The following is a 20,385-nucleotide window of genomic DNA, read 5'->3' as shown; positions in this document are numbered from 1 at the left end:
AATGAGTTTAAAGGCTAAGAGTGTTACCTTTACTGTAGTTGTTTTGCTGGCTCTTGCAGGATTGTTTTCAGGAATTTTTGTAGGCCAGCATGTGCATTTTAAGAAAAAAATCGATGTGTCTACATTTCATGGTACTTATCTTGAAAACCCAAGACAAGTTAATCAGTTCAATTTAACAGGAATTGATGAAAAGCCGTTTGGCAACAAGAGTTTAAAAGGAAAATGGACTTTAATGTTTTTTGGTTTTACAAACTGCGGTTATGTTTGTCCCACTACTATGGCAGAATTATCTAAAATGTATCGGATTCTTGAAGAGAAGGGGGTAAAGAATTTGCCTCATGTTGTGATGATCTCAATTGATCCGGAGCGTGATAATCAAGAGAAATTAGGACATTACGTCACATCCTTCCATCCCAATTTTTATGGGGCACGAGGAGATGAAGAATCCATTAAGTTAATGACCCGAGAAATGGGCATTGCTTATGCAAAAGTAATTGAAAAGGGAAATAATGATGCAACAAATTATGATATTCAGCATAGTGGTGCTTTAATGCTGTTCAATCCTCAGGGAGAACTCAATGCATTTTTTACCACGCCACATCACGCCGATTTATTAGCGAAGGATTATTTGTTGTTGGTTTCTTAAGGGACAATTTTTATAAAATATATTTTTGTTGCTCCAAGGTGATTTTTACATTTTTGGACTAGGCTTTATTTATACGAGCGAGTTGTAAGAAGGCTCGAAATTTCTAGAATAATAAAAAAATTGAGGAAAGCGTTTTTCATGAAAATTGCAATATTGGCCACAAATCCACATTTGTACTCTCACAAGCGTCTGAAAGAAGAGGGAGAAGCTGCTGGTCATGAGATTAGAATTATTAATCCTTTATATTGTTATATGAATGTCGCTGCTTCCTGCCCTAAAGTTCATTATAGAGGGGGGTCACCTTTGCCTCATTTTGATGCGGTCATTCCAAGAATTGGTGCATCGAATACCTATTATGGCACTGCAGTTTTGCGCCATATGGAAACTATGGGGATGTATGCTTTAAATGAGTCTTTAGCCATTGCGCGTTCTCGGGACAAATTCCGCTCATTACAGTTATTAGCTCGCAAAGGTATCCCCATGCCCTTAACGAGCTTTGCTCAATCACCTGATGATACTGAGGACCTGGTTCGTATGGTTGGTGGTGCTCCATTAGTTATTAAATTATTGGAAGGAACACAAGGGAAGGGGGTTATTCTCGCAGATAGCCATCAATCAGCGGTGAGTATTATTAACGCTTTTAAAGAAATGCATGCCAATATTTTGGTGCAAGAGTTTATTGAAGAATCTCGTGGGGTCGATATCCGTTGTTTTGTTGTTGGGGAAAAAGTAATTGCTGCTGTGAAACGACAAGCGAAAGATGGAGAGTTTCGTGCCAATGTTCATCAAGGTGGAAAAGCGATTAAAGTAAAGTTATCCCCACAAGAACGTGCCATTGCCGTCAGTGCTGCTAAAACAATGGGATTAAAAGTTGCGGGTGTCGATTTAATTCGCTCGAACCATGGGCCTTTAGTTTTGGAAATTAATTCCTCTCCTGGTCTTGAAGGCGTGGAAAAAGCCACTGGCGTCAATATTGCCGGAAAAATTTTTGAGTACATTGAGAAGCATGCAAAACCGATCAGTGCGAATGATCGGTTTCATGGTTAATGTGTGCTATAGCTCACAGCAATAGAGCACCGAGTGAGTTAGCGTTTAGCGATACGAAACCTCGGGATCCTCTCCCTCTTGTTCCAGCTCTCCATTTAGAGTTTCGTTATATTTTCTTTTAAAAAAGGAAGTATTTTGGTGATCTTCATAGAACGATGTGGCATTTTCAAATTCAGCTTTTGTCTTATCAAGCATATTTGTAAACTCATCTACAACCCTCATTGTTTTTGGTGTGAGAATTTGCTTTCCGCTCGGATCACCTCTTAATAAAAGAAGCTGAGTTTCAATCTGATTCTCCATGTTCGTAATGTCATTATAATTTTCCAGATTTTTAAGAGAAAAGTTAGAGAAACTTTCTAAAAAATCTTGCCTTATTTTTAGGTACCTCAGTCGTTCATCATCTATTGGCACTTTACGTAATACCCTATCAATTTTTTTATGGCATGCATCAACCCGTTCTTGAATTTTAACTTGGGCTATAGCAAAGGCCATTTGTGGAGATGTTGTAATTTGCGTTTTAGAATTTAAGTTGCAATATTCCACTAAATCAGGTTTTTCAGGTAACTCCTTCCATTGCTTATACAGACTCTCAGGGAACAGGCGAACTCCTGCATCGTTTTGTTCTGCGTTGATCCAGTTTCCTGATTGCAAAGGATCTGGTTTTAAAAGAATGAGATCATTGGTTATGATCATATTCAATTTATCTTTACTCTTTCTTTTAAACCAGGCTTCAGCGCATTTTGAGCCGAATTCGCCGAGGGAGAATGCATTTTTATTGTATGCTTTAGATTCTGATAAGTCGGTTCTATTCAAATCCAGTTCTTGTGGTTCAAAGTTTTTTGTTTTCCAAGCTCTTCTCGAACCCATAAAGGCAACAACTTTTTGAAAATTGCTCTGTTCATGACCTTCCACTCGCGTAAAAATATGTTTTGTATCATCTAGATCTTCAATTTGCTTCAGTAATTTTTTTCCCGAATTAGAGACAACCCATGAGGTAAATGTTTCTGGAATAACAACACCTAATCCAGGAGTTAAAAAAGCTGCTTCACGAACTCTATTTTTTATGCCATCCATAAGTTTATTGGATTGGCTATATAAATCTTTAATACCGGTATATCCCTGATTATTGGCTAATTCAATAACGAGTTTTCTCATTTGCGACATTTCACGAACAATCCCGCCATCTGCAGCAATGACATCATTTCCACTCATATTATAAACATCAGCAGCTAAAAATTGATTCGCTTTTTCCATTGCTGCTTTAGCTGCATAGGATTTTCCTGAGGCGGAAGGACCTGCAACGATTACTACAGGACGTTCTTTCCATTTCGGCCCCTCAATATGTGATGTGGATTTGATGACGACCGCATCCCTGAATTCTTTACTATTCATTTCCTCTTCCAAGGCGAGTTTGAATAAACGAACACCTTGTTTACCAAAAAAATTGTTCCATTTCTGTGGTGGCTTGTTCAGGTTGAGTATTACGCTGTTCTATATTGCCCTTATATTCAGGAAAATTATGCTTTTGAATGTATTCTAAAAATTTTTTTCTAAAAAATTGAGGATCTGAAGAATCATAAGGGTCGAGATCTTCTTCAAAATCTTTTATATAGGATTGAGTTAACGCAATGCGAGTTTGTTCATATTCCTCTATACCTTGATACAGCTCTTGTTCTCCATTATAGCTGATACAAAACTTCCCTTTATTCTCATAGTCTCCAATTTGTTGCGTTAATGAAAGTATCGTTGATGCATCTATTGGTGCTCGCATAATACAAATACCCCATAAATTTATAAGCATGACGCTTTAATTATAGACAATTTATGTTTATGCGCGCATAAAACTTAAATAAATCTGTTAATGGGATTGATCACTCTTACCGACCAACCAATCAGCACTTACCTCGAATTCTTGCGCTAATGCATTGAGTAATTTTTCATCTGGATTTGTGGCGCCGCTTAGCAATGCCTCCGCTTTGAACTTGGGAATCTTAACCAACTTCGATAATACCTCAATACGTTCTGCACTTGATTCGGGTGCACCAATATTATCAAGTTCTTTATTTAGTCTTTCAGAAAATCTCTTATTAAGCATCGGTTTCTCCTAATAATGATTTAGGTTAGGTTGAAATACATGTAATTACTCCTCTAGTCATCGACCTTACAGCTAAGCTAAAAGAGCAGCTATCTTATTTATTTCATATAGCATAAAAATAAGGTTTTGCAATGATTGTCCTAAAACATTCAGCACTTTAGGCTTTTTCCTTCCTATTGAAACTCATTTTCTCAGGATAAACTTGATTTGGGTTGATCTGCACAATCTTTCAATTTAGTATTGACCCTCAAAAGAGGCTTGTTTGGGATAAACATGATCGAAGAAGTTGCTGTAAAATATCCTTGTGATTTAATTATATTCGGTGCTTTAGGGGATTTGTCGTGTCGTAAGTTATTTCCTGCACTGTATCAACTCGAACGCGCCAATTTGCTTCATGCCCATACTCGAATTATTGGCTGCGCGCGAGATCCCCTTACACTAACGGACTATGCGGGGGTAATAAAATCTAAAGTTCAATCTTTTATCAGTGAAGGGCTGGATGAGCAGGTTTGGTCCCGTCTCATTCATAAGATGACCTATTGTCAGGTTGATCTAACACAACCCGAAGATTATTCAAGAATATTAGATTATGTAAGTCCTGATGAGCGAATTACAATCTCTTATTTTGCAATTTCCCCTTCACTTTATGCTCAAACATGCCAAGGTCTATCAAGTATTGGTTTAACCAAGCAACCGTCACGAGTAGTCCTTGAAAAGCCAATTGGCCATGATTTACCTTCATCTATAGCCATTAATAATGAGGTAGCGCATTTTTTTGCTGAAGATCAAATTTATCGAATAGATCATTACTTAGGTAAAGAAACGGTATTGAATCTTCTAGTATTGCGTTTTGCCAACGCGATTTTTTCTTCAAATTGGGATCATCAGGCTATTGATAAAGTTGAAATTAGCGTAGCAGAAGAAGTAGGCGTTGAAGGGCGATGGTCTTACTATGATAAATCGGGTCAAGTAAGGGATATGTTGCAAAATCATCTATTACAGATCCTTTCTCTTGTGGCAATGGAACCGCCAATGAGTCTCTCTGCTGAATGCATTCGTAGTGAAAAATTAAAGGTATTAAAGTCATTACGCCCTGTTTCTCATATCCATGCCAATGAACATACGGTGCGAGCGCAATATGTGGGAAATGTAATTAAAGGCCAACAGATCCCTGGGTATTTGAATGAAGAGGGTGCCCATAAAAACTCAACTACTGAAACTTTTGTTGCGATCAAAGCATTTATAGATAACTGGCGCTGGTCTGGTGTTCCTTTTTATTTATTAACCGGTAAAAGACTATCAAAAAAACAAAGTGAAGTAGTGATTTACTTTAAACCCCAACCGTACAATGTTTTTAAACAATTAAAACAAGAACTTTCTCCTAATCAGCTCATCATTCGTTTACAACCAGATGAAGGGGTTGAGCTACGAATGATGAATAAAATCCCTGGTCTTAGTGAAAGTATGCAATTACGAGATAGCAAGCTGGATTTAAATTTTAACCATCTCTTTAATTCACAAAGAATTGCCGATGCATATGAACGCTTATTGTTGGAGGTGATGTTAGGTCATCAATATCTGTTTGTAAGTCGTGAAGAAGTAGAGCAAGCTTGGAAATGGATTGATGAAATTGAGAAAGCGTGGGAACGACAAGAGACCCCACTCTATACTTACCCTGCAGGTACTTGGGGGCCTTTAGAAGTAATTCGTTTATACAATGGCAAAGCGCATGTATGGGGTGAGCAAAATGCAGTTACGTAGTTTTAGTGAAGCCTCTATCTTAACAGAGGACTTAGTAGATCAGTTAAAACGAATTCTTAGCCATGCAGTGGAGCAACGCGGTCACGCTTATTTAGTGGTCTCGGGTGGAAAAACTCCGATTGATTTATTTAAAGCCCTGGCCAAAACCGATCTGCCGTGGGATAAAATTACAATAACCTTGACTGATGAGCGTTGTGTGTCGGCTCAAGACTCGGATCGAAATGAACGTTTAGTACGACAATTTTTACTGCAACATTATGCAGCAAAAGCTCATTTTTTGAGTTTATACAACGAAGGTCATTCTCTAGAACAAACAGAACACGAGATTGCGTCTCTACCTACTTTTGATGCGGTGGTTTTAGGGATGGGGACGGATGGGCATGTTGCATCTTTGTTTCCTTGCTCAGATGAACTGGGTATGGGGTTGGATGAGAATGCTGCAGCAGTACTTCGAGTTAGCCCAAAGACAGCCCCTCATCAACGAATAAGCTTATCGAAAAAAAGATTGTTAAAGAGTCGCGTTATCTTTTTGCATTTATTAGGTCAGAACAAATTGACTGTATTGCATCAAGCAATGGCAGAGCATAACTCTATGGTGATGCCAGTGAGTGCTTTTTTAAATAACTTTGATGCAAACGTTCAGGTGCTGTATGCACCTTAAGGAAAAAGAATGCACCCGGTTGTAGCTCAAGTTACGGATCGCATCCGTGAACGGAGTATCCGTAGTAGAGATGTTTATCTGAAGCATATACAACAATTACGTATTAAAGGCCCTCAGAGAAGTGTGCTCCACTGTGGTAATTTAGCGCATGGCTTTGCTGCCTGTGCGAAACAGGATAAAGCAAACCTGAGAGGGATGACTAAAGCAAATATAGCTATTGTTTCTGCTTATAATGATATGCTTTCAGCGCATCAACCTTATCTGAATTATCCTTCGTTAATTAAAAAAGCGATTTCTGCTGCGGGTGGTGTCGCACAATTTGCTACAGGCGTTCCGGCAATGTGTGATGGAATTACCCAAGGCCAGAGTGGCATGGAATTAAGTTTATTAAGCCGTGATGTAATTGCCATGTCAACAGCTATAGGTTTGTCGCACAATATGTTTGATGGCGGCCTTATGCTCGGTATTTGCGATAAAATTGTTCCTGGATTGTTGATGGCGGCTTTGAGCTTTGGTCATTTACCGTTCATTTTTGTACCAGCAGGACCTATGCCATCGGGTATCTCAAATCAAGAGAAAGCGCGTATTCGTCAATTGTATGCTGAAGGAAAAGTAGATAAAAATGCATTGCTCGAGGCAGAAGCTGCTTCATATCATTCTGCAGGCACCTGTACTTTTTATGGCACTGCCAATTCCAATCAACTTATTATTGAAACGATGGGGTTGCAACTTCCTGGTTCATCATTTATCAATCCTGGCACGCCTTTACGTGAGGCACTAACCTGGGCTGCGGCACAACAAATTCTTTCTTTAACGGATTTAAATAATCATTATATGCCCATAGGGCAATTGATGGATGTAAAAAATATTGTCAATGGTATTGTGGCATTATTGGCATCTGGTGGTTCAACGAATCATACCATGCATCTGATTGCTATAGCTGCTATGGCAGGCTATTCGATTAATTGGGATGATTTTGCTCAATTATCTGCCGTTACTCCCTTGGTTGCCAAGATTTACCCAAATGGATATGCAGACATCAATCATTTTCAAAGGGCTGGTGGTATGGCCTATTTTATCCATACTTTACTGGATGAACAATTGCTGCATGAGGATGTGCATACAGTGATGGGTTATGGTTTGCAACGATATACTCAACAACCCTTATTAGATAATGAGCAATTGCTATGGGTTTCTGGTCCTCCTTGTTCAAATGATGAGAGTGTATTAACGTCAGCTAAAACTCCATTCAAAATTCAGGGTGGTCTGCAAGTATTAAGCGGAAATATAGGCCGAGCAGTAATTAAAACTTCAGGACTTGCTGCTGGGAAAAGCAAAATCGAAGCGCCTGCAGTGGTGTGCTCCAGTCAGGATGAGTTTGAACAGATGTTTCAAGAAGGCGTTTTAGATAAAGATTGCGTGGTGGTGCTGCGTTTTCAGGGACCTAAAGCCTGTGGAATGCCCGAATTACATCAATTAACTCCTAAACTCGGTGTGCTCATGGATAAAGGGTTTCAAGTTGCTTTAGTCACTGATGGCCGGATGTCCGGAGCTTCAGGTAAAGTTCCTGCTGCGATTCATGTCACACCAGAGGCAATAGATAATGAAGTACTTTCTCGCATTGAAACTGGCGATATGATTTTAATTGATGCTGAACAAGGCATACTGCAATTATTAGTTACAGATTATGAGTTAGGATTAAGAACTAAAGCGATTTTAACTGAAGTGGGGTCTTACTTAGGTATGGGCAGAGAACTATTCAGCAGCTTAAGATCGCAATTTACAGGAGCTGAGCAAGGAGCATGTAGTTTGTTTCAGGGAAAAGAGTCGTGTTATGAATCATGATTTAAAATCTTATGCGATCGTTGCAGATATTGGTGGAACTTTTGCTCGGTTCAGCCGTGTTAATTTAGAAAATCTGGTTATGGATAAAATTGAAATTTATTCATGTGCTGCTTATCCCAGTTTTGAATCCGTATTTTTAGCCTATAAGTCACAACATGGCTTGGACGAAATAAGGCAAGCCGCTCTCGCTATTGCTTGTCCCGTTCTTGATGATGTGATTTGTATGACCAATACACATTGGCGTTTTTCTATCAGTGAATTAAAGCAAAAATTAGGGTTGACAGAGCTTAAGGTTTTAAATGATTTTAATGCGATAGCAATGAGTTTACCTGTCTTATCGAACCAGCAAATGCTTCAGATAGGAAGGGGGATTGCAGATCAAAATGGAACTAGAGCGATATTGGGGGCCGGAACAGGACTAGGCGTTGCGTTTCTTGTGCCAACTCAGGATGGATACTCTGCTCATGCTGGAGAGGGAGGACACATTAGTTGGGGTGCAAAAACGGAGCAAGAGTGGTTTATTTATCGTTATCTCCGACGAAAATATGAACATGTATCCTATGAGCGCTTGTTATCAGGCCAGGGTTTGGAAAATTTATATCACGCACTAGCTACTTTGCATCAAAAAGAGACAGGTCCTCTTACAGCATCGGAAATTATTGCTTTGGCTTTAGCACAACAATGTCCTGTTGCTGAGGCGACAGTAGCACAATTTTTCGCAATTTTAGGTTCTTATGCTGGAGACCTCGCATTAATTTTTGCTGCCTTTGGCGGTGTTTATATCGCAGGTGGCATTGTGCCTCGATTAATTTCATTGTTGCATGACAGTGATTTTAGAACTCGCTTTGAAGAAAAAGGGCGTTTTAGCGATTTTAATGCGAAAATCCCGACCTATGTGATTACAGCCGAGCAGCCCGGGATATTAGGGGCTGCAGTTTATTTAAAACAATCGTAGCCTAGATAAAAATGAGAATAATCAGATATATCCTAATGACACTAAGTTAAGATACTCCCCTAAAGCCTACGTTCCGCGCCTTGTTCGCGGAAACCAAGGAATGTAGGCTTCGTGACTGGATCCCGCGAACAAGGCGAGGGACGTAGGCGGGGAGGTAATAGGAAAATACTCTTAACTTAGAACCATAAAGATATATCCTATTTCTAATCCATGATTACATTTTGTCCATCTAGACTACTGTCGACTATAAGGAGAGGTTCATGTCGTTTCCAAATTGGATGGTGCGGCCGGAAGTTGTATTTTGTACATCACCTGTTATCCCAGTTGTTGTAATTAAAGAAATAGAGCATGCTCTGCCTTTAGCTACAGCGTTATTTGCAGGTGGTATCCATATAATCGAGGTTGCACTTAGAACGCCAATTGCCTTAGATGCCGTTAAGTTACTTCTGGATACCTTCCCTGAGGCGTTAATTGGGGTGGGAACAGTAACTACCCCAGAACAATTAGAGCAGGTTGCAGACATCGGTGCCAAATTTGCATTAAGCCCTGGAAAAACACAAGCCCTCCTTACTGCTGGATGTACTTCCAGCATCCCATTAATACCTGGTGTATCCAGTGTATCTGAACTAATGGAAGGATTAATTTTGGGTTATACCCATTTTAAATTTTTTCCTGCAACTGCTGCGGGGGGGGCTAATATGCTACGGGCGATGCATGGTCCTTTTCCCCAAGCAAAATTTTGTCCAACAGGGGGGATTAATGAGGGGAATTTTTCAGATTATCTGGCATTGCCCAATGTTTCCTGTGTTGGCGGCTCATGGATTGTTCCCGACGAAGCAATTAAAAAAGGCGATTGGGCATTAATTACTGATTTATCTCTTTCGGCGCGTCAGAGCGTACGAGGATGGGAGTAGATAAAGAGTAGCCTGATGATTTAGGGATAAGGTTGTTCATACCCAAATTTTGGATTATCGATCAAGGAGTTAAATATGCCATGGATTGTTGCAATTATCGGTTCGGTCGCTGGTTTTTTGTTTGGCTATGATGAGGGAATTATTGCGGGTTCTATAGAATTGGTCAAAAATCATTTTGACTTAAGTGCTACCCATGTTGGGGTAATGGCTTCAGCATTGCCATTTGGAGCTTTGTTCGGATCTATGTTGATTGGTGCGATTACCGCATCAAGAGGCGTGAAACGTTTTGGTCGTCGCACCTTACTGTCTTTTTCAGGCGTGTTGTTTTTTTTAGGTGCATTAGGGGCTGGATTTGCGGATTCAATTACTATACTCATTATTTCACGATTAGTTCTTGGCCTTGCTATTGGTATGGCTTCAGTAATGGCTCCCTTGTATTTAGCAGAAACAGCAACTTATGAGACAAGAGGTGCAGTAGTTGCTATTTACCAATTGGCAATGACTGTAGGAATTGTCTGTTCTTACTCAGTCAACTACCTATTTCTGGAGAACAGTGATTGGCGTGCCATGTTTGCTTCAAGTGCGCTCCCAGCCCTGATTTTATGCATCGGAATTTTACTTATGCCAGAGTCTCCTAGATGGTTGTGCAGTGTAGGACGTCGTGATGCAGCATCCAAGGCTTTAAAAAAACTACGTAGAAGTCATTCAGTCGATCATGAGTTGATGGATATCGAAATGACCTTGGCTAATGAACCCAAAAAGGGAAGCTGGCTGTTGCTGTTTAAAAGTCCCTTATTACCGGTTTTGATGTTAGGTACAATGCTATTTTGTTTACAACAATTGAGTGGAATTAATGTAGTTATCTATTTTGCACCCGAAATTTTTAAAAATTTAGGAATGAATAGTACTACCGGACAAATATTGGCAACCATTGGCATTGGTATAGTTAATTTACTGGTGACCATTATTGCGATGCTTAGCGTTGATAAAATAGGCCGTCGTAAACTCCTGTTGTTTGGTTTCTCCGGCATGTGTTTCAGTTTGTTGTCCTTATGCATGTTTTCAGGATATCAAGTCACTTGGCTACCATATTTATCAGTTGCTTGTCTCATTCTTTATATTTTCTCTTTTGCAGTGAGTTTGGGGCCAATACCACATATTGCAATGGCAGAAATATTTCCCCTTCATGTGCGTGGAGCGGGAATGGGTTTCTCTGCTATGAGCAACTGGACTTTCAATACAATCGTTATTTTTAGTTTCCCTCTATTAGAAAAAATGTTGGGTATTGAATATACTTTTGCAGTGTATGCAGTGGTTTGTCTTTTAGGCCTTATATATACCTATTTTTATATGCCTGAGACAAAAGGCATCAGTTTGGAGCAAATTGAGAATTACATTGTATCAGGTAAGCCACTGCGTTTATTAGGACGAGAAGAGGTACTTCCGATAGAAGAGGTTGATAAAAAAGAACCGTCTTATTTGACATCTACTTAAAATAGAGTAGAAAAAAACTAGCCAATGTTTTCAAAAATCATTGGCTAGTGAAGAATTTCATCGAAGATTATTTTAATTTATTGGTTAATTTATCTCTTAACTCAATCGCACGTAAAACAGCTACATAACTCCAAGTTAGCGATGACGCTCCTTGTTGGACTCCGGTATTTAAATTAATTTGCTCACTTAGTTTCATGTCTTTGCCATATTTTTTTATAAGTTTCAAATAATTATCACCAACTTGGATGTGTTTCACTATGGTTGATTTATTTATTTTGTTTAAAGGTAAATGATCAGCCAGCGTATAGTAATATTCAGCCATAGTCGCAGTTAAAATAAACCAGGGATTACCTATGCTATTGGTTTGATATCCATCGTAGGTATCTCCGGGATAACGACCAAATAAAATTTCTCCTGAATGATTTTTATTAATGGGAAACATTGAATTAAATTGTTCATACAAAGCTTCTACTGTATTTTGGACGTAGATGCTATCTGGAGCTAAAGCACCATCTTTTTGAAGATTAAATAAAATGCCCAGGATTATAGAGGAATCAAGCTCTAAGGTTTTTTGAGGACCTGGATGGGGAAAAAGCGTTGCTTGAATTGTTTTATGCACTGGATCCAAATGCTGTGTTAGACGTATGTCTATCAGTTTGGCTTGTTGTTCATAATAAACTGCCGCTTCATTATCGTTGAGTCTACGAGCAAGGGCTGCGCCTTCATAGAGTGCTTTTTGTTGAGCCATGGCAGTAAAGAAATGATATCCATACGCTTCTTCCCAAAGATCATAATTTTTATCAGACCAGTGATGGGCAGTGTACTCCAAATCCATTTTGATAACGCCCATTGAATTTGGATCCAAATTGTTATTATAAAGATTGGCCTGTACATATTCTGTTTCATCATCATCTAATAATTGTTGGGCAAAACGAATTAGAACAGAGGCTCTTAGGGCTGGCCCATCATTTTGTGGTCTGCCCCAAGAACCATCAAAAGGATAACCATTAATATAAAATTTGGGTTCTCCCAATATATCTTGTCCGGGTAATGGATCATATTGATGCTGAAGCTTTTGGCTCCAAGAAATATAATTAAATAAGCGTTCTTTATATCCAAACGCATGGGTGGATTCATACCAGGTTTCAATTAATGTCATGGCAATCGCCGAGTCGCGAATCCAATCATAATAGTAATCTGGATTTTGCTTGGAAGGAGCTGCTACTATTGCTCCATTAGATTGAATATTGGCAAAAAAATGTTGTCTTAGTTTTTGAACGTCCTCTGAACTAAATACAGAACTTATTGCTTGAGAAACAAAAAATATCATTAAAAAACAGATCCTTTTCAACATAATCTCCTATTAAAGTTGAACGATTTCATAGTACCTTAAAATAACTGTGCAGAGTATAGGGTTTATTTAAGAAGATAGGGGAGCTAGGTGTAGCCGAAGTCCAGGGTTAACTCGATTATTTATCCAACTATCAAAGAAGATTAAATTAATTTGTACAACTTAATAGGATGATCCCGATGTTTAAGCATAACATCGCCTACCAATTCAGCCTTAATATTAGAAACTTTGTTGTAGGCCTCTTCAGAGATAAGTAGGTTTGTATTGTACGTTTTATTGGACTGTTCAATATGAGCCGCTGAATTCACCACATCACCCATAACCGTATATTCAAGACGACTTTTTGCACCAATAGTACCTGTTATCGCATTGCCATAATGTACTCCTATTCCTAATTTAAAATCAGGAATATTACCCTTTTTTATTTCCTCTTCAGTACGTTTAATAATCTGTAAAGCCGCATTCACTGCATGTTCTACATCATTTCCACTGGAGATGGGGGCGCCAAATATTGCCATAAAACCATCACCTAAAAATTTATTTATAATTCCCTTATTTTCATGAATGATTTCAACCATATATTTAAATAGTTTATTAAGATGCTGAACAACGATAGATGGGTCAGCATCTTCGGCAAAACGCGTAAAATTTCTTATGTCCAAAAACATAATACAAACAGGTATATATTCACTTGCATTCGAATTTTTTGATAATAATTTGGATACAACTTCAGGAGAAACGTGCATACCAAAAATATGTTCGATTTTATTACGTTCTTGTTGGGCTTCAAAAGCGGTATTAAATTGTTTTTTCATTTGAGACGTCACAAATCCTGTAACTATACCTCCAATTAACAATAATGCTCCCCGAGCAGCATAGGAAAACCATCCTGTTAAATAGTAAACGATGCCTGAAATATCGGTATAATGCAAAAAATAATAGGATAGGCCCAAATATTGAAGTGCTGCGATTAATCCTGCAAAAAAACACAGCCATACATTTAATGTCAGTGAAGTCAGAAAAATAAAAATGAAATAAATTAAAACGGGAGGCATTACCAGAACATAAGCTGATCTTTGAAAGTTGGCAATGATTATAAGAGCCAATGTTGGAATACTCATTTCGATAAAAGCGAAAAAATACCGTAGAAGAGTGGGAATATTTTTCTTATAGCGCATATATTGACAAATAATTTGATGCATCAATAGAAAATATATCCCTATGGCCGCTAAATAACCTGGAAAGATTATGACCGATGTTTTACCGTAATATTGATAAAATTGTTGAGGTGCGTAAGAAATAAATAGGATCCACATCAGAGATAAACCAAAAAAAAAGAAGGCTAAGATTGTCGTTCTTAACCGTTCCGTTTTTAATATCTCCAACTCCAAAGGCGTCTGAGTCATTTGCATAAGTCCATACTCTCTTTTTTTAATTTTAGACTAAATATTGAACAAGAATGTTATTGAGAGTGTCCAAATGTTCTAGGGGCAGGGTTTAATTTTCTTATTGTTTCGCAGGTTTTTTTATAATTTGTGAAATCATAAAGTAGACGGCAGGAAGCACAAATAAAGTAAATAATGTACCAATGCATAAGCCTCCAATAAGTACTGTACCTATTGCATGCCTGGCTTCAGCTCCAGCATCATGTGAAAGTACCAACGGTATGGCACCAAAAACCATTGCACCTGTAGTCATGAGAATAGGGCGCAGCCTTAATGAGCACGATTTTTTTATCGCATCGGCTAATGAAAATCCTTCCTTTTGCAATTGATTCGCAAATTCTACAATCAAAATACCATGTTTACTGATTAGTCCAATTAAGGTGACTAAACCGACTTGGGTAAAAATATTTAGGGATTGACCAAATAAGTAAGCGAACAGTAAGGCGCCAAAACAAGCTAAGGGCACGGTGAATAGAATGATGAGTGGATAAACAAAGTTCTCAAATTGCGCTGCGAGAATGGCATAAATAAAGAGTATCGCTAAAGCAAATAACAAAACCATGGTGTGCGACGATTCATTATATGCTTTAGCAGCACCACTCCAACTTAATTTGTACTGGTTGGGAAGATTTTCTTTCGCTAGCGCCAAGAGCGCATTCATTCCTTTTTTAAAGGATTGTTTTTCAGGCAATTGGGCATATAAGGTTGTAGAACGCATTTGGTTGACATGTTCTAATGCAGTGGGTTGTGCTCGTCGTTTCATTTGAGCGACTGAACCCAGGGAAATGCGTTTTCCAGAGGGAGCTGTAAGATAAAGTTCATCTAGAGTCCAGGGTTTGGATGATCCTTTCAAGGTTAGATTGTAAGATACCCCATCTTTTTGAAATGATAATGACTTATCACTACTGAAAAAAACCTCTATGGTTTTAGCCAATTGTGCGGGGGTCAATCCTAATTGAGCTAAGGCGTTTTTATCTATATTTACGGAGTATCCCATCGAATCAAGGCGTAAATCATAGCGCGTAGAGGCAAATTTTTTGCTTTGATCCAGTGTTTTTTTCAAATGTTCTGTTGCCTCAAATAATTGTCGAAAATTTTCGGTGGTGGAAATAACCAGTTCTAATTCTGAGTTATTGCGTGCATCATCCACTCCAGGTAATCCTGAGTCCCAGCTCCAGACCGAAGCATCGACTGACGGTAGTCGCTCTGCTTTAGGCTTTAATGAATTAACAATTTGTTCTGCAGAACGAGTTCTTTGTTGATGAGGTTTTAAAGGCATAACAATGCTACTGCCCCAATTTCCTAAAAATGTTAATGTATTTTTCGCTTCCGGCACGGTACCTACGGACTTCTGCATGAGTTTTGTATTGGCTTCTAGAGTATCTAAGCTATCACCAGATAGAGGTGGAGTATAAATTCCTATCAAACCGCGATCTTCTTTGGGGGCTGTTTCGCCAGGCATTATTTTGTAAAGGAGCAGACTTAGACTCAATGAGAGAAATAGGATGAAAAGCGTTGTTTTTTTTCTATAGATAAGGATATCCAGTAATTTATAGTAATACTGAGCAAGGCGACTTAGTGATCTATCAATCACTGGCCATAAGTGTTTCGTATTTTTATGCAGGAATGTAGCACACATCAAAGGCGAAAGAGTCAAGGCTACCATTCCTGAGATGAATACACTTCCTGCAAGGGCGACGGCAAATTCAATGAATAATTGACCGATCATGCCATCAATCAAAGCAATAGGTGCATAAACACTAGTTAATGTTAATGTCATAGCGACGATGGCAAAGCCTATTTGTTTTGAACCTTTAAGTGCGGCATCCATGGGCGATAAATTTTCTTCGATGTGACGCCATATATTCTCAAGAACAATAATGGCGTCATCTACAACTAAACCAACAGCCAGTACCATCGCAAGAAGCGTCATTTGATTGATACTAAAGCCTGCAATTTTCAAAAATAATAAAGAGCCTAAAAGGGAAATTGGAATTGCAATTAAAGGAATAATGGTAGCGCGTATATTTCGCAAAAAGATGAAAATGATGACTAAGACTAAGAAAATGGATTCAAGAATCGACGATTGAATGTTTTTGAGGGATGCTTTAATAAATTCGGATTGATCAATTATGATTTTAGTCTTGATATCATCAGGTAAGCTTTTTTTCAAGATATTGAGTTCTTTACGGACGCTTTGTGAAACCTCTATAGGATTTGCATCATTAGCGCGATTAATGGCGAGTACTAATCCTGAATGACCGTTGACCTTAACTCGAAATTGGCTATTGTCGGTGGTTAATTGAATTTTTGCTAATGACTTAAGAAAAATTGGATGATGATTTTGAGTTTTGATTACTAGATTTTCATAGTCTTCTGGGGTTTTTAATTCAAAATCAAGTGTAGTAGGAATCTTATCTTGATAACTACCTGCAGGTAGTGATAAATGGTTATTAGCAATTGCATTGGCAATTTCATCAACATTAATTCCAAATGTATATAATTTTTTTTGATCTAATTGAACAGTATAAGTGAAGGGTTGCCCCCATACATCGACGGAAGCAACCCCTTTCAAGCTACGAAGAGTATTTTTTAGATTCAAATTGGCATAATGAGTAAGCTCTCCAAAATTTAAAGAAGAGGACTCCAGGGCAATGCCTATAAAAGGTAAGCCATCAGCTTGGCGCTGACGCTCGATAACGGGTGCCTTCGCTGTTGATGGAAGTTGAGCTAACCGTGCTGCCTCATGTGCAGCATTCAGAGCTTTGTCCATGGAGGTTCCTGGACGAAATCTTAAGGTAATATATGAGTTTCCTGGGTTAGAACGTGAAGTCATCAGTTCCAATCCTTCTACCCCAGCAAGCTGGTCCTCAAGTACATTAGTCACAACTGATTCGACTAATTCAGGGCTGGCATTGGGATAATTGGTATTAATCGTAATGACTGGAAAACTGATATTGGGATATTCTCTTAAAGGTAACGAGTTAAAACACAGTATTCCCAAGAGCAGAACCATGCAATTAAGAATAATTGCAATCACAGGATGTTTTAAAAAATAGCTTGTAAATTTCATAAGCGGATGGCTAACCTTTATAAATTAAGACTTCCAGTCCTGGATATAATCGCTCAGGGCTCTTACTTACTATTTGATCTCCAGATTTTAATCCTGAAATAATTTCTACATTATCTTGCTCTTGTATCCCTGTTTTGACTGCTATAAGTTCTATCTTTTTATCAACGACCTTATAAACATGAGTTTTCCCTTGTTTGAGAAATAAAGCTTGAGTAGGAATAACTAAAGTCCCTGTTTTTTTATTCACTACGAGTTGGCTGGATACACTAGCTCCTACTAAGCAATGAGTGCATTGAATATCGACATCTGCTGGGCACATATGGGTTTCATCATCGATCATTTTTTGTACATGATTTAAATGATAAAGTTTGCCTAATATATAAATTGGCTGGTTTTCTTCGATCGAATGATTATTCGTACAGGGAATATCAATTTCAACGGTTAATGAATCCGGATCGTAGATGGTAACTACCGCCGCGCCTTCAGTTACTTGTGCCCCTTCTTTAATTTTAAATGCACCAATAACGCCATCAAATGGAGCATAAAAACGCATATTTTTTAATTCAATTTTGGTTTTGGCTTTTTCTTTTTGTGAGTCTATCCAGATTCTTTTTTTCTCTTCCACTTCACGTGCACTAACAAACCCTGTTTTTTGCAAATTTTTAAGGCGTTGATATTGAGTGTTTTCCAATCGTTCTGTTTCTTTAGAGAGTTGATAGCTTCTTTCAATGTCCGGATTTGTTATTTTAGCAATTAAGTCACCCTTTTGGACTACTTGTCCTGAACTCATGAGGGTGTCAAGCATTCCAGATCCTTTGGCAATAAGAACCGTAGCATGTTTAGGGCGTATGGTGCCTATAAGCTTTATCTTTTTTTCAATTGTTGAAGGCGTTATAGTAACTGTCTCTACTATCTTAGGCGATGAGGCTGGAGACTTTGCCGCATGATAATAGAATGTATAGTACACTCCTAAACCGATAAGCAGAATGCTCGATAATCCAATAATCTTGAATTTAGAAACGAGGGTACTCAATACTTTGGCAATGATTAACTGGGGCTTCACGAGATGCTCCTAGGTTGAGAATCAGATTGCAAATGCGCCATGGTAATTATGGCTTTTATCCATAAAGGGTCGGCATTCATACAAGGCACGATAATTAATTCGTTACCACCAAGTGTTATCCATTGTTGTTTGAGACGGATTCCTATTTCTTCAAGTGTTTCCAAACAGTCGGCAACAAAAGAAGGGCAAACTATAATCAGTTTTTTAATGCCTCGATCAATCAATTCAGAGAGAATCTGATCCGTATAGGGTTTTACCCAGGGTGTTTTACCCAGTCTTGATTGGAACGCTGTACTGAAGCTATTGGGAGATAAGCCCAGTTCTTGTGCCAATAAGCGACTGCTTTCATAACATTGAGCTCTATAACAACCCTGAGTATTATCTATTAAAGAAGGGCAGGCTTCAGTGCAAATTGTCTTACAGGTGCTTTTAGTAATTTGGCGTTCAGGAATCCCATGATAGCTAAAAAGAACATGGGAATGCTCTTCTAGATACGCTTTAATGATTTGAGCTTGTGCTTTTAGGTACGCTGGATGTTGAAAAAAATCACGGATGATTGTGATTGATGGAATGAGATCCCAGCAGCGCATAATTCGCATGGCTTCAGCAATGGATGAGCCACTAGCCGCTGATGAATATTGTGGGTATAAAGGCAGAATAGTAATGGACTCACAATGTTTTAACTGATTTAAAGCGGTTGCAATAGATGGTTCTCCATAACGCATGCCAAGAGCAATAATGTGTTCTGAACCCACTTCTTTTTGTAATTGGTTTATTAAGTTTTGGCTATGAAAGAGTAGAGGCGAACCTTGCTCAGTCCATATGGATTGATAAGCATGGGCAGAACGTTTTGAACGGAAAGGTAAAATAAATGCATAAACCAGGACATAGCGGAGCAAACCAGGAAGATCGATAACGCGCTCATCAGTAAGAAATTCGCGTAAATAGCTCCTGACAGATGATGTATCTGCACTCTTTGGCGTGCCAAGATTTATGAGTAATAAACCATGCTTCATCAACTAATTGTTAACCTTAAATAGAATAAGGTCATCATACATGAAGACAGTTTTTAATTCAGTACTTGTATCAAATTAACTCGTGCTCTTAGCTAATGGACGCAGCACCAGCAAGATACTGCGTTAACTTAATTAAGCCATTACAGTATCAGCACTTTCATTAAGCACAATTACATTAGCTGCATGCAGACCTTTATCACCCTGTTCTACATCGTAATTGACTGTTTGTCCGGGAACTAATGTTTTGTACCCTGTACCATGAATTGACGAGAAATGAACAAAAATATCATCGCCACCATTTTCTGGAATAATAAACCCCCAACCTTTGGCATTATTAAACCATTTAACTTCACCTTTAGCCATATTTCCTCCTTTTCTAGAGTCCCATTGCTTAGACCCTATTGTTTCTCAATCGCTCTGACGTTTGAGGTCAGTTAAGCAATTGCATTTATCCATAAATGACAAGTGAACCTATTTTTTTATAGGTTGTTTTAACATAACGTAAAATAGACGTACTACTCAATAGTATTTTTTATAAAAAATATAATTGTGTTAATAATTCCTTAAGTTGTTTATGCTAATTTATTAGTTATGGTGTGATAGAAGGAATTCAGATGAGTCAATACAGTACTTCTAAAATGTTAGGGAAACTGGCTGTTGGACAAAACAATATCCGTACTGAGGACGTCTCGCAGGAAACAGAGGAGGTTGAAAAAGAATTGGCTGCGCCTCAATTAGTGCCCTCTGCAAAAAAACCATCTGAGGAATTAGAAATGAAAAATGTCCTGAGCAATATCTTAGGGCCCTCATTTTCCAAAGGATATTCCCCAATGGATAAAAATAATTAATTAAACTGTCATTCGTATAAAAATTGTCATCCGTAATCTTAGCCCCTCTCCTTGTAGAGGGGCCTATTTTGAATGTTAAGCCTGTAATTTATAGTATTCTTTATATATACGAATTGTGGTAAAAATATTATAAATTTTACGAACAACCAAGGTGCTAAAGCCTCTATTTAG

At 38.3% G+C, this 20,385-nt stretch carries 18 protein-coding genes; 9 read left to right on the top strand and 9 right to left on the bottom strand.

Annotated elements, in window-relative coordinates; all coding sequences use genetic code 11:
• Position 1 precedes the first annotated feature (1 nt).
• Together ACWTEW_RS17660 and rimK are read left to right on the top strand one after the other, a co-directional pair.
• Complete coding sequence (locus tag ACWTEW_RS17660) at positions 2–646, top strand: SCO family protein (RefSeq protein ID WP_454782975.1); 645 nt, start codon at positions 2–4, stop codon at positions 644–646.
• Positions 647–784: 138 nt separating this feature from the next.
• Positions 785–1,693: a 30S ribosomal protein S6--L-glutamate ligase gene (rimK, locus tag ACWTEW_RS17655; protein ID WP_454782974.1), complete on the top strand. Its 909-nt coding sequence runs from the start codon at positions 785–787 to the stop codon at positions 1,691–1,693.
• 45 nt (positions 1,694–1,738) lie between these two features.
• Here the strand turns inward: rimK and ACWTEW_RS17650 are convergent, their stop codons facing one another.
• The 3 genes from ACWTEW_RS17650 to ACWTEW_RS17640 all read right to left on the bottom strand — a co-directional run bounded on the left by ACWTEW_RS17650 (position 1,739) and on the right by ACWTEW_RS17640 (position 3,788).
• Complete coding sequence (locus ACWTEW_RS17650) at positions 1,739–3,085, bottom strand: hypothetical protein (RefSeq protein ID WP_454782973.1); 1,347 nt, start codon at positions 3,083–3,085, stop codon at positions 1,739–1,741.
• A gap of 40 nt (positions 3,086–3,125) precedes the next feature.
• Positions 3,126–3,464 carry a hypothetical protein gene (locus ACWTEW_RS17645; protein WP_454782972.1) on the bottom strand — a complete coding sequence of 113 codons (339 nt, stop codon included), beginning with the start codon at positions 3,462–3,464 and terminating at the stop codon, positions 3,126–3,128.
• A gap of 87 nt (positions 3,465–3,551) precedes the next feature.
• Positions 3,552–3,788 carry a hypothetical protein gene (locus tag ACWTEW_RS17640; protein ID WP_454782971.1) on the bottom strand — a complete coding sequence of 79 codons (237 nt, stop codon included), beginning with the start codon at positions 3,786–3,788 and terminating at the stop codon, positions 3,552–3,554.
• A 273-nt stretch (positions 3,789–4,061) separates the two neighbouring features.
• On the opposite strand from ACWTEW_RS17640, the gene zwf reads away from it, so the two are divergent.
• The 6 genes from zwf (at position 4,062) to ACWTEW_RS17610 (ending at position 11,418) form a co-directional block, all read left to right on the top strand.
• Positions 4,062–5,549, top strand: a complete 1,488-nt coding sequence (zwf, locus tag ACWTEW_RS17635) for a glucose-6-phosphate dehydrogenase (RefSeq protein WP_454782970.1) — start codon at positions 4,062–4,064, stop codon at positions 5,547–5,549.
• The gene (gene pgl, locus ACWTEW_RS17630; protein ID WP_454782969.1) at positions 5,536–6,210 is read left to right on the top strand and encodes a 6-phosphogluconolactonase; all 675 of its coding nucleotides are present in this window, start codon (positions 5,536–5,538) and stop codon (positions 6,208–6,210) included. The genes zwf and pgl overlap by 14 nt, the downstream gene beginning before the upstream one ends.
• 9 nt (positions 6,211–6,219) lie before the next feature.
• The gene (edd, locus tag ACWTEW_RS17625; RefSeq protein WP_454782968.1) at positions 6,220–8,055 is read left to right on the top strand and encodes a phosphogluconate dehydratase; all 1,836 of its coding nucleotides are present in this window, start codon (positions 6,220–6,222) and stop codon (positions 8,053–8,055) included.
• Positions 8,045–9,010: a glucokinase gene (locus tag ACWTEW_RS17620; RefSeq protein ID WP_454782967.1), complete on the top strand. Its 966-nt coding sequence runs from the start codon at positions 8,045–8,047 to the stop codon at positions 9,008–9,010. The genes edd and ACWTEW_RS17620 overlap by 11 nt, the downstream gene beginning before the upstream one ends.
• A gap of 260 nt (positions 9,011–9,270) precedes the next feature.
• Positions 9,271–9,924: a bifunctional 4-hydroxy-2-oxoglutarate aldolase/2-dehydro-3-deoxy-phosphogluconate aldolase gene (locus ACWTEW_RS17615; RefSeq protein WP_454782966.1), complete on the top strand. Its 654-nt coding sequence runs from the start codon at positions 9,271–9,273 to the stop codon at positions 9,922–9,924.
• 75 nt (positions 9,925–9,999) lie between these two features.
• The gene (locus tag ACWTEW_RS17610; RefSeq protein ID WP_454782965.1) at positions 10,000–11,418 is read left to right on the top strand and encodes a sugar porter family MFS transporter; all 1,419 of its coding nucleotides are present in this window, start codon (positions 10,000–10,002) and stop codon (positions 11,416–11,418) included.
• A 67-nt stretch (positions 11,419–11,485) separates the two neighbouring features.
• Here the strand turns inward: ACWTEW_RS17610 and ACWTEW_RS17605 are convergent, their stop codons facing one another.
• The 6 genes from ACWTEW_RS17605 to ACWTEW_RS17580 form a co-directional block, all read right to left on the bottom strand.
• On the bottom strand, positions 11,486–12,748 hold the full coding sequence (locus ACWTEW_RS17605; RefSeq protein ID WP_454782964.1) for a glycoside hydrolase family 15 protein: 1,263 nt from the start codon (positions 12,746–12,748) through the stop codon (positions 11,486–11,488).
• A gap of 164 nt (positions 12,749–12,912) precedes the next feature.
• Entirely contained in the window at positions 12,913–14,175 is a 1,263-nt protein-coding gene (locus tag ACWTEW_RS17600) for an adenylate/guanylate cyclase domain-containing protein (RefSeq protein WP_454782963.1), read from the bottom strand.
• Positions 14,176–14,275: 100 nt separating this feature from the next.
• Positions 14,276–17,287, bottom strand: a complete 3,012-nt coding sequence (locus ACWTEW_RS17595) for an efflux RND transporter permease subunit (protein ID WP_454782962.1) — start codon at positions 17,285–17,287, stop codon at positions 14,276–14,278.
• Positions 17,288–17,297: 10 nt separating this feature from the next.
• Positions 17,298–18,350, bottom strand: a complete 1,053-nt coding sequence (locus tag ACWTEW_RS17590) for an efflux RND transporter periplasmic adaptor subunit (protein WP_454782961.1) — start codon at positions 18,348–18,350, stop codon at positions 17,298–17,300.
• A complete protein-coding gene (gene hemH, locus ACWTEW_RS17585) occupies positions 18,347–19,366 on the bottom strand; it encodes a ferrochelatase (protein WP_454782960.1) in 1,020 nt (339 codons plus the stop codon). Before hemH ends, ACWTEW_RS17590 begins: the two co-directional genes overlap by 4 nt.
• Before the next feature lie 132 nt (positions 19,367–19,498).
• The gene (locus tag ACWTEW_RS17580) at positions 19,499–19,729 is read right to left on the bottom strand and encodes a cold-shock protein (RefSeq protein WP_454782959.1); all 231 of its coding nucleotides are present in this window, start codon (positions 19,727–19,729) and stop codon (positions 19,499–19,501) included.
• A 251-nt stretch (positions 19,730–19,980) separates the two neighbouring features.
• Here ACWTEW_RS17580 and ACWTEW_RS17575 point away from each other — a divergent pair, with 251 nt between their 5' ends.
• Entirely contained in the window at positions 19,981–20,214 is a 234-nt protein-coding gene (locus ACWTEW_RS17575) for a hypothetical protein (RefSeq protein ID WP_454782958.1), read from the top strand.
• Positions 20,215–20,385: the final 171 nt, after the last annotated feature.

The organism is Legionella stuttgartensis (assembly GCF_977063405.2).
The sequence above is the reverse complement of the archived record's forward strand: the minus strand, read 5'-3'. Positions and strand labels throughout refer to the sequence as shown.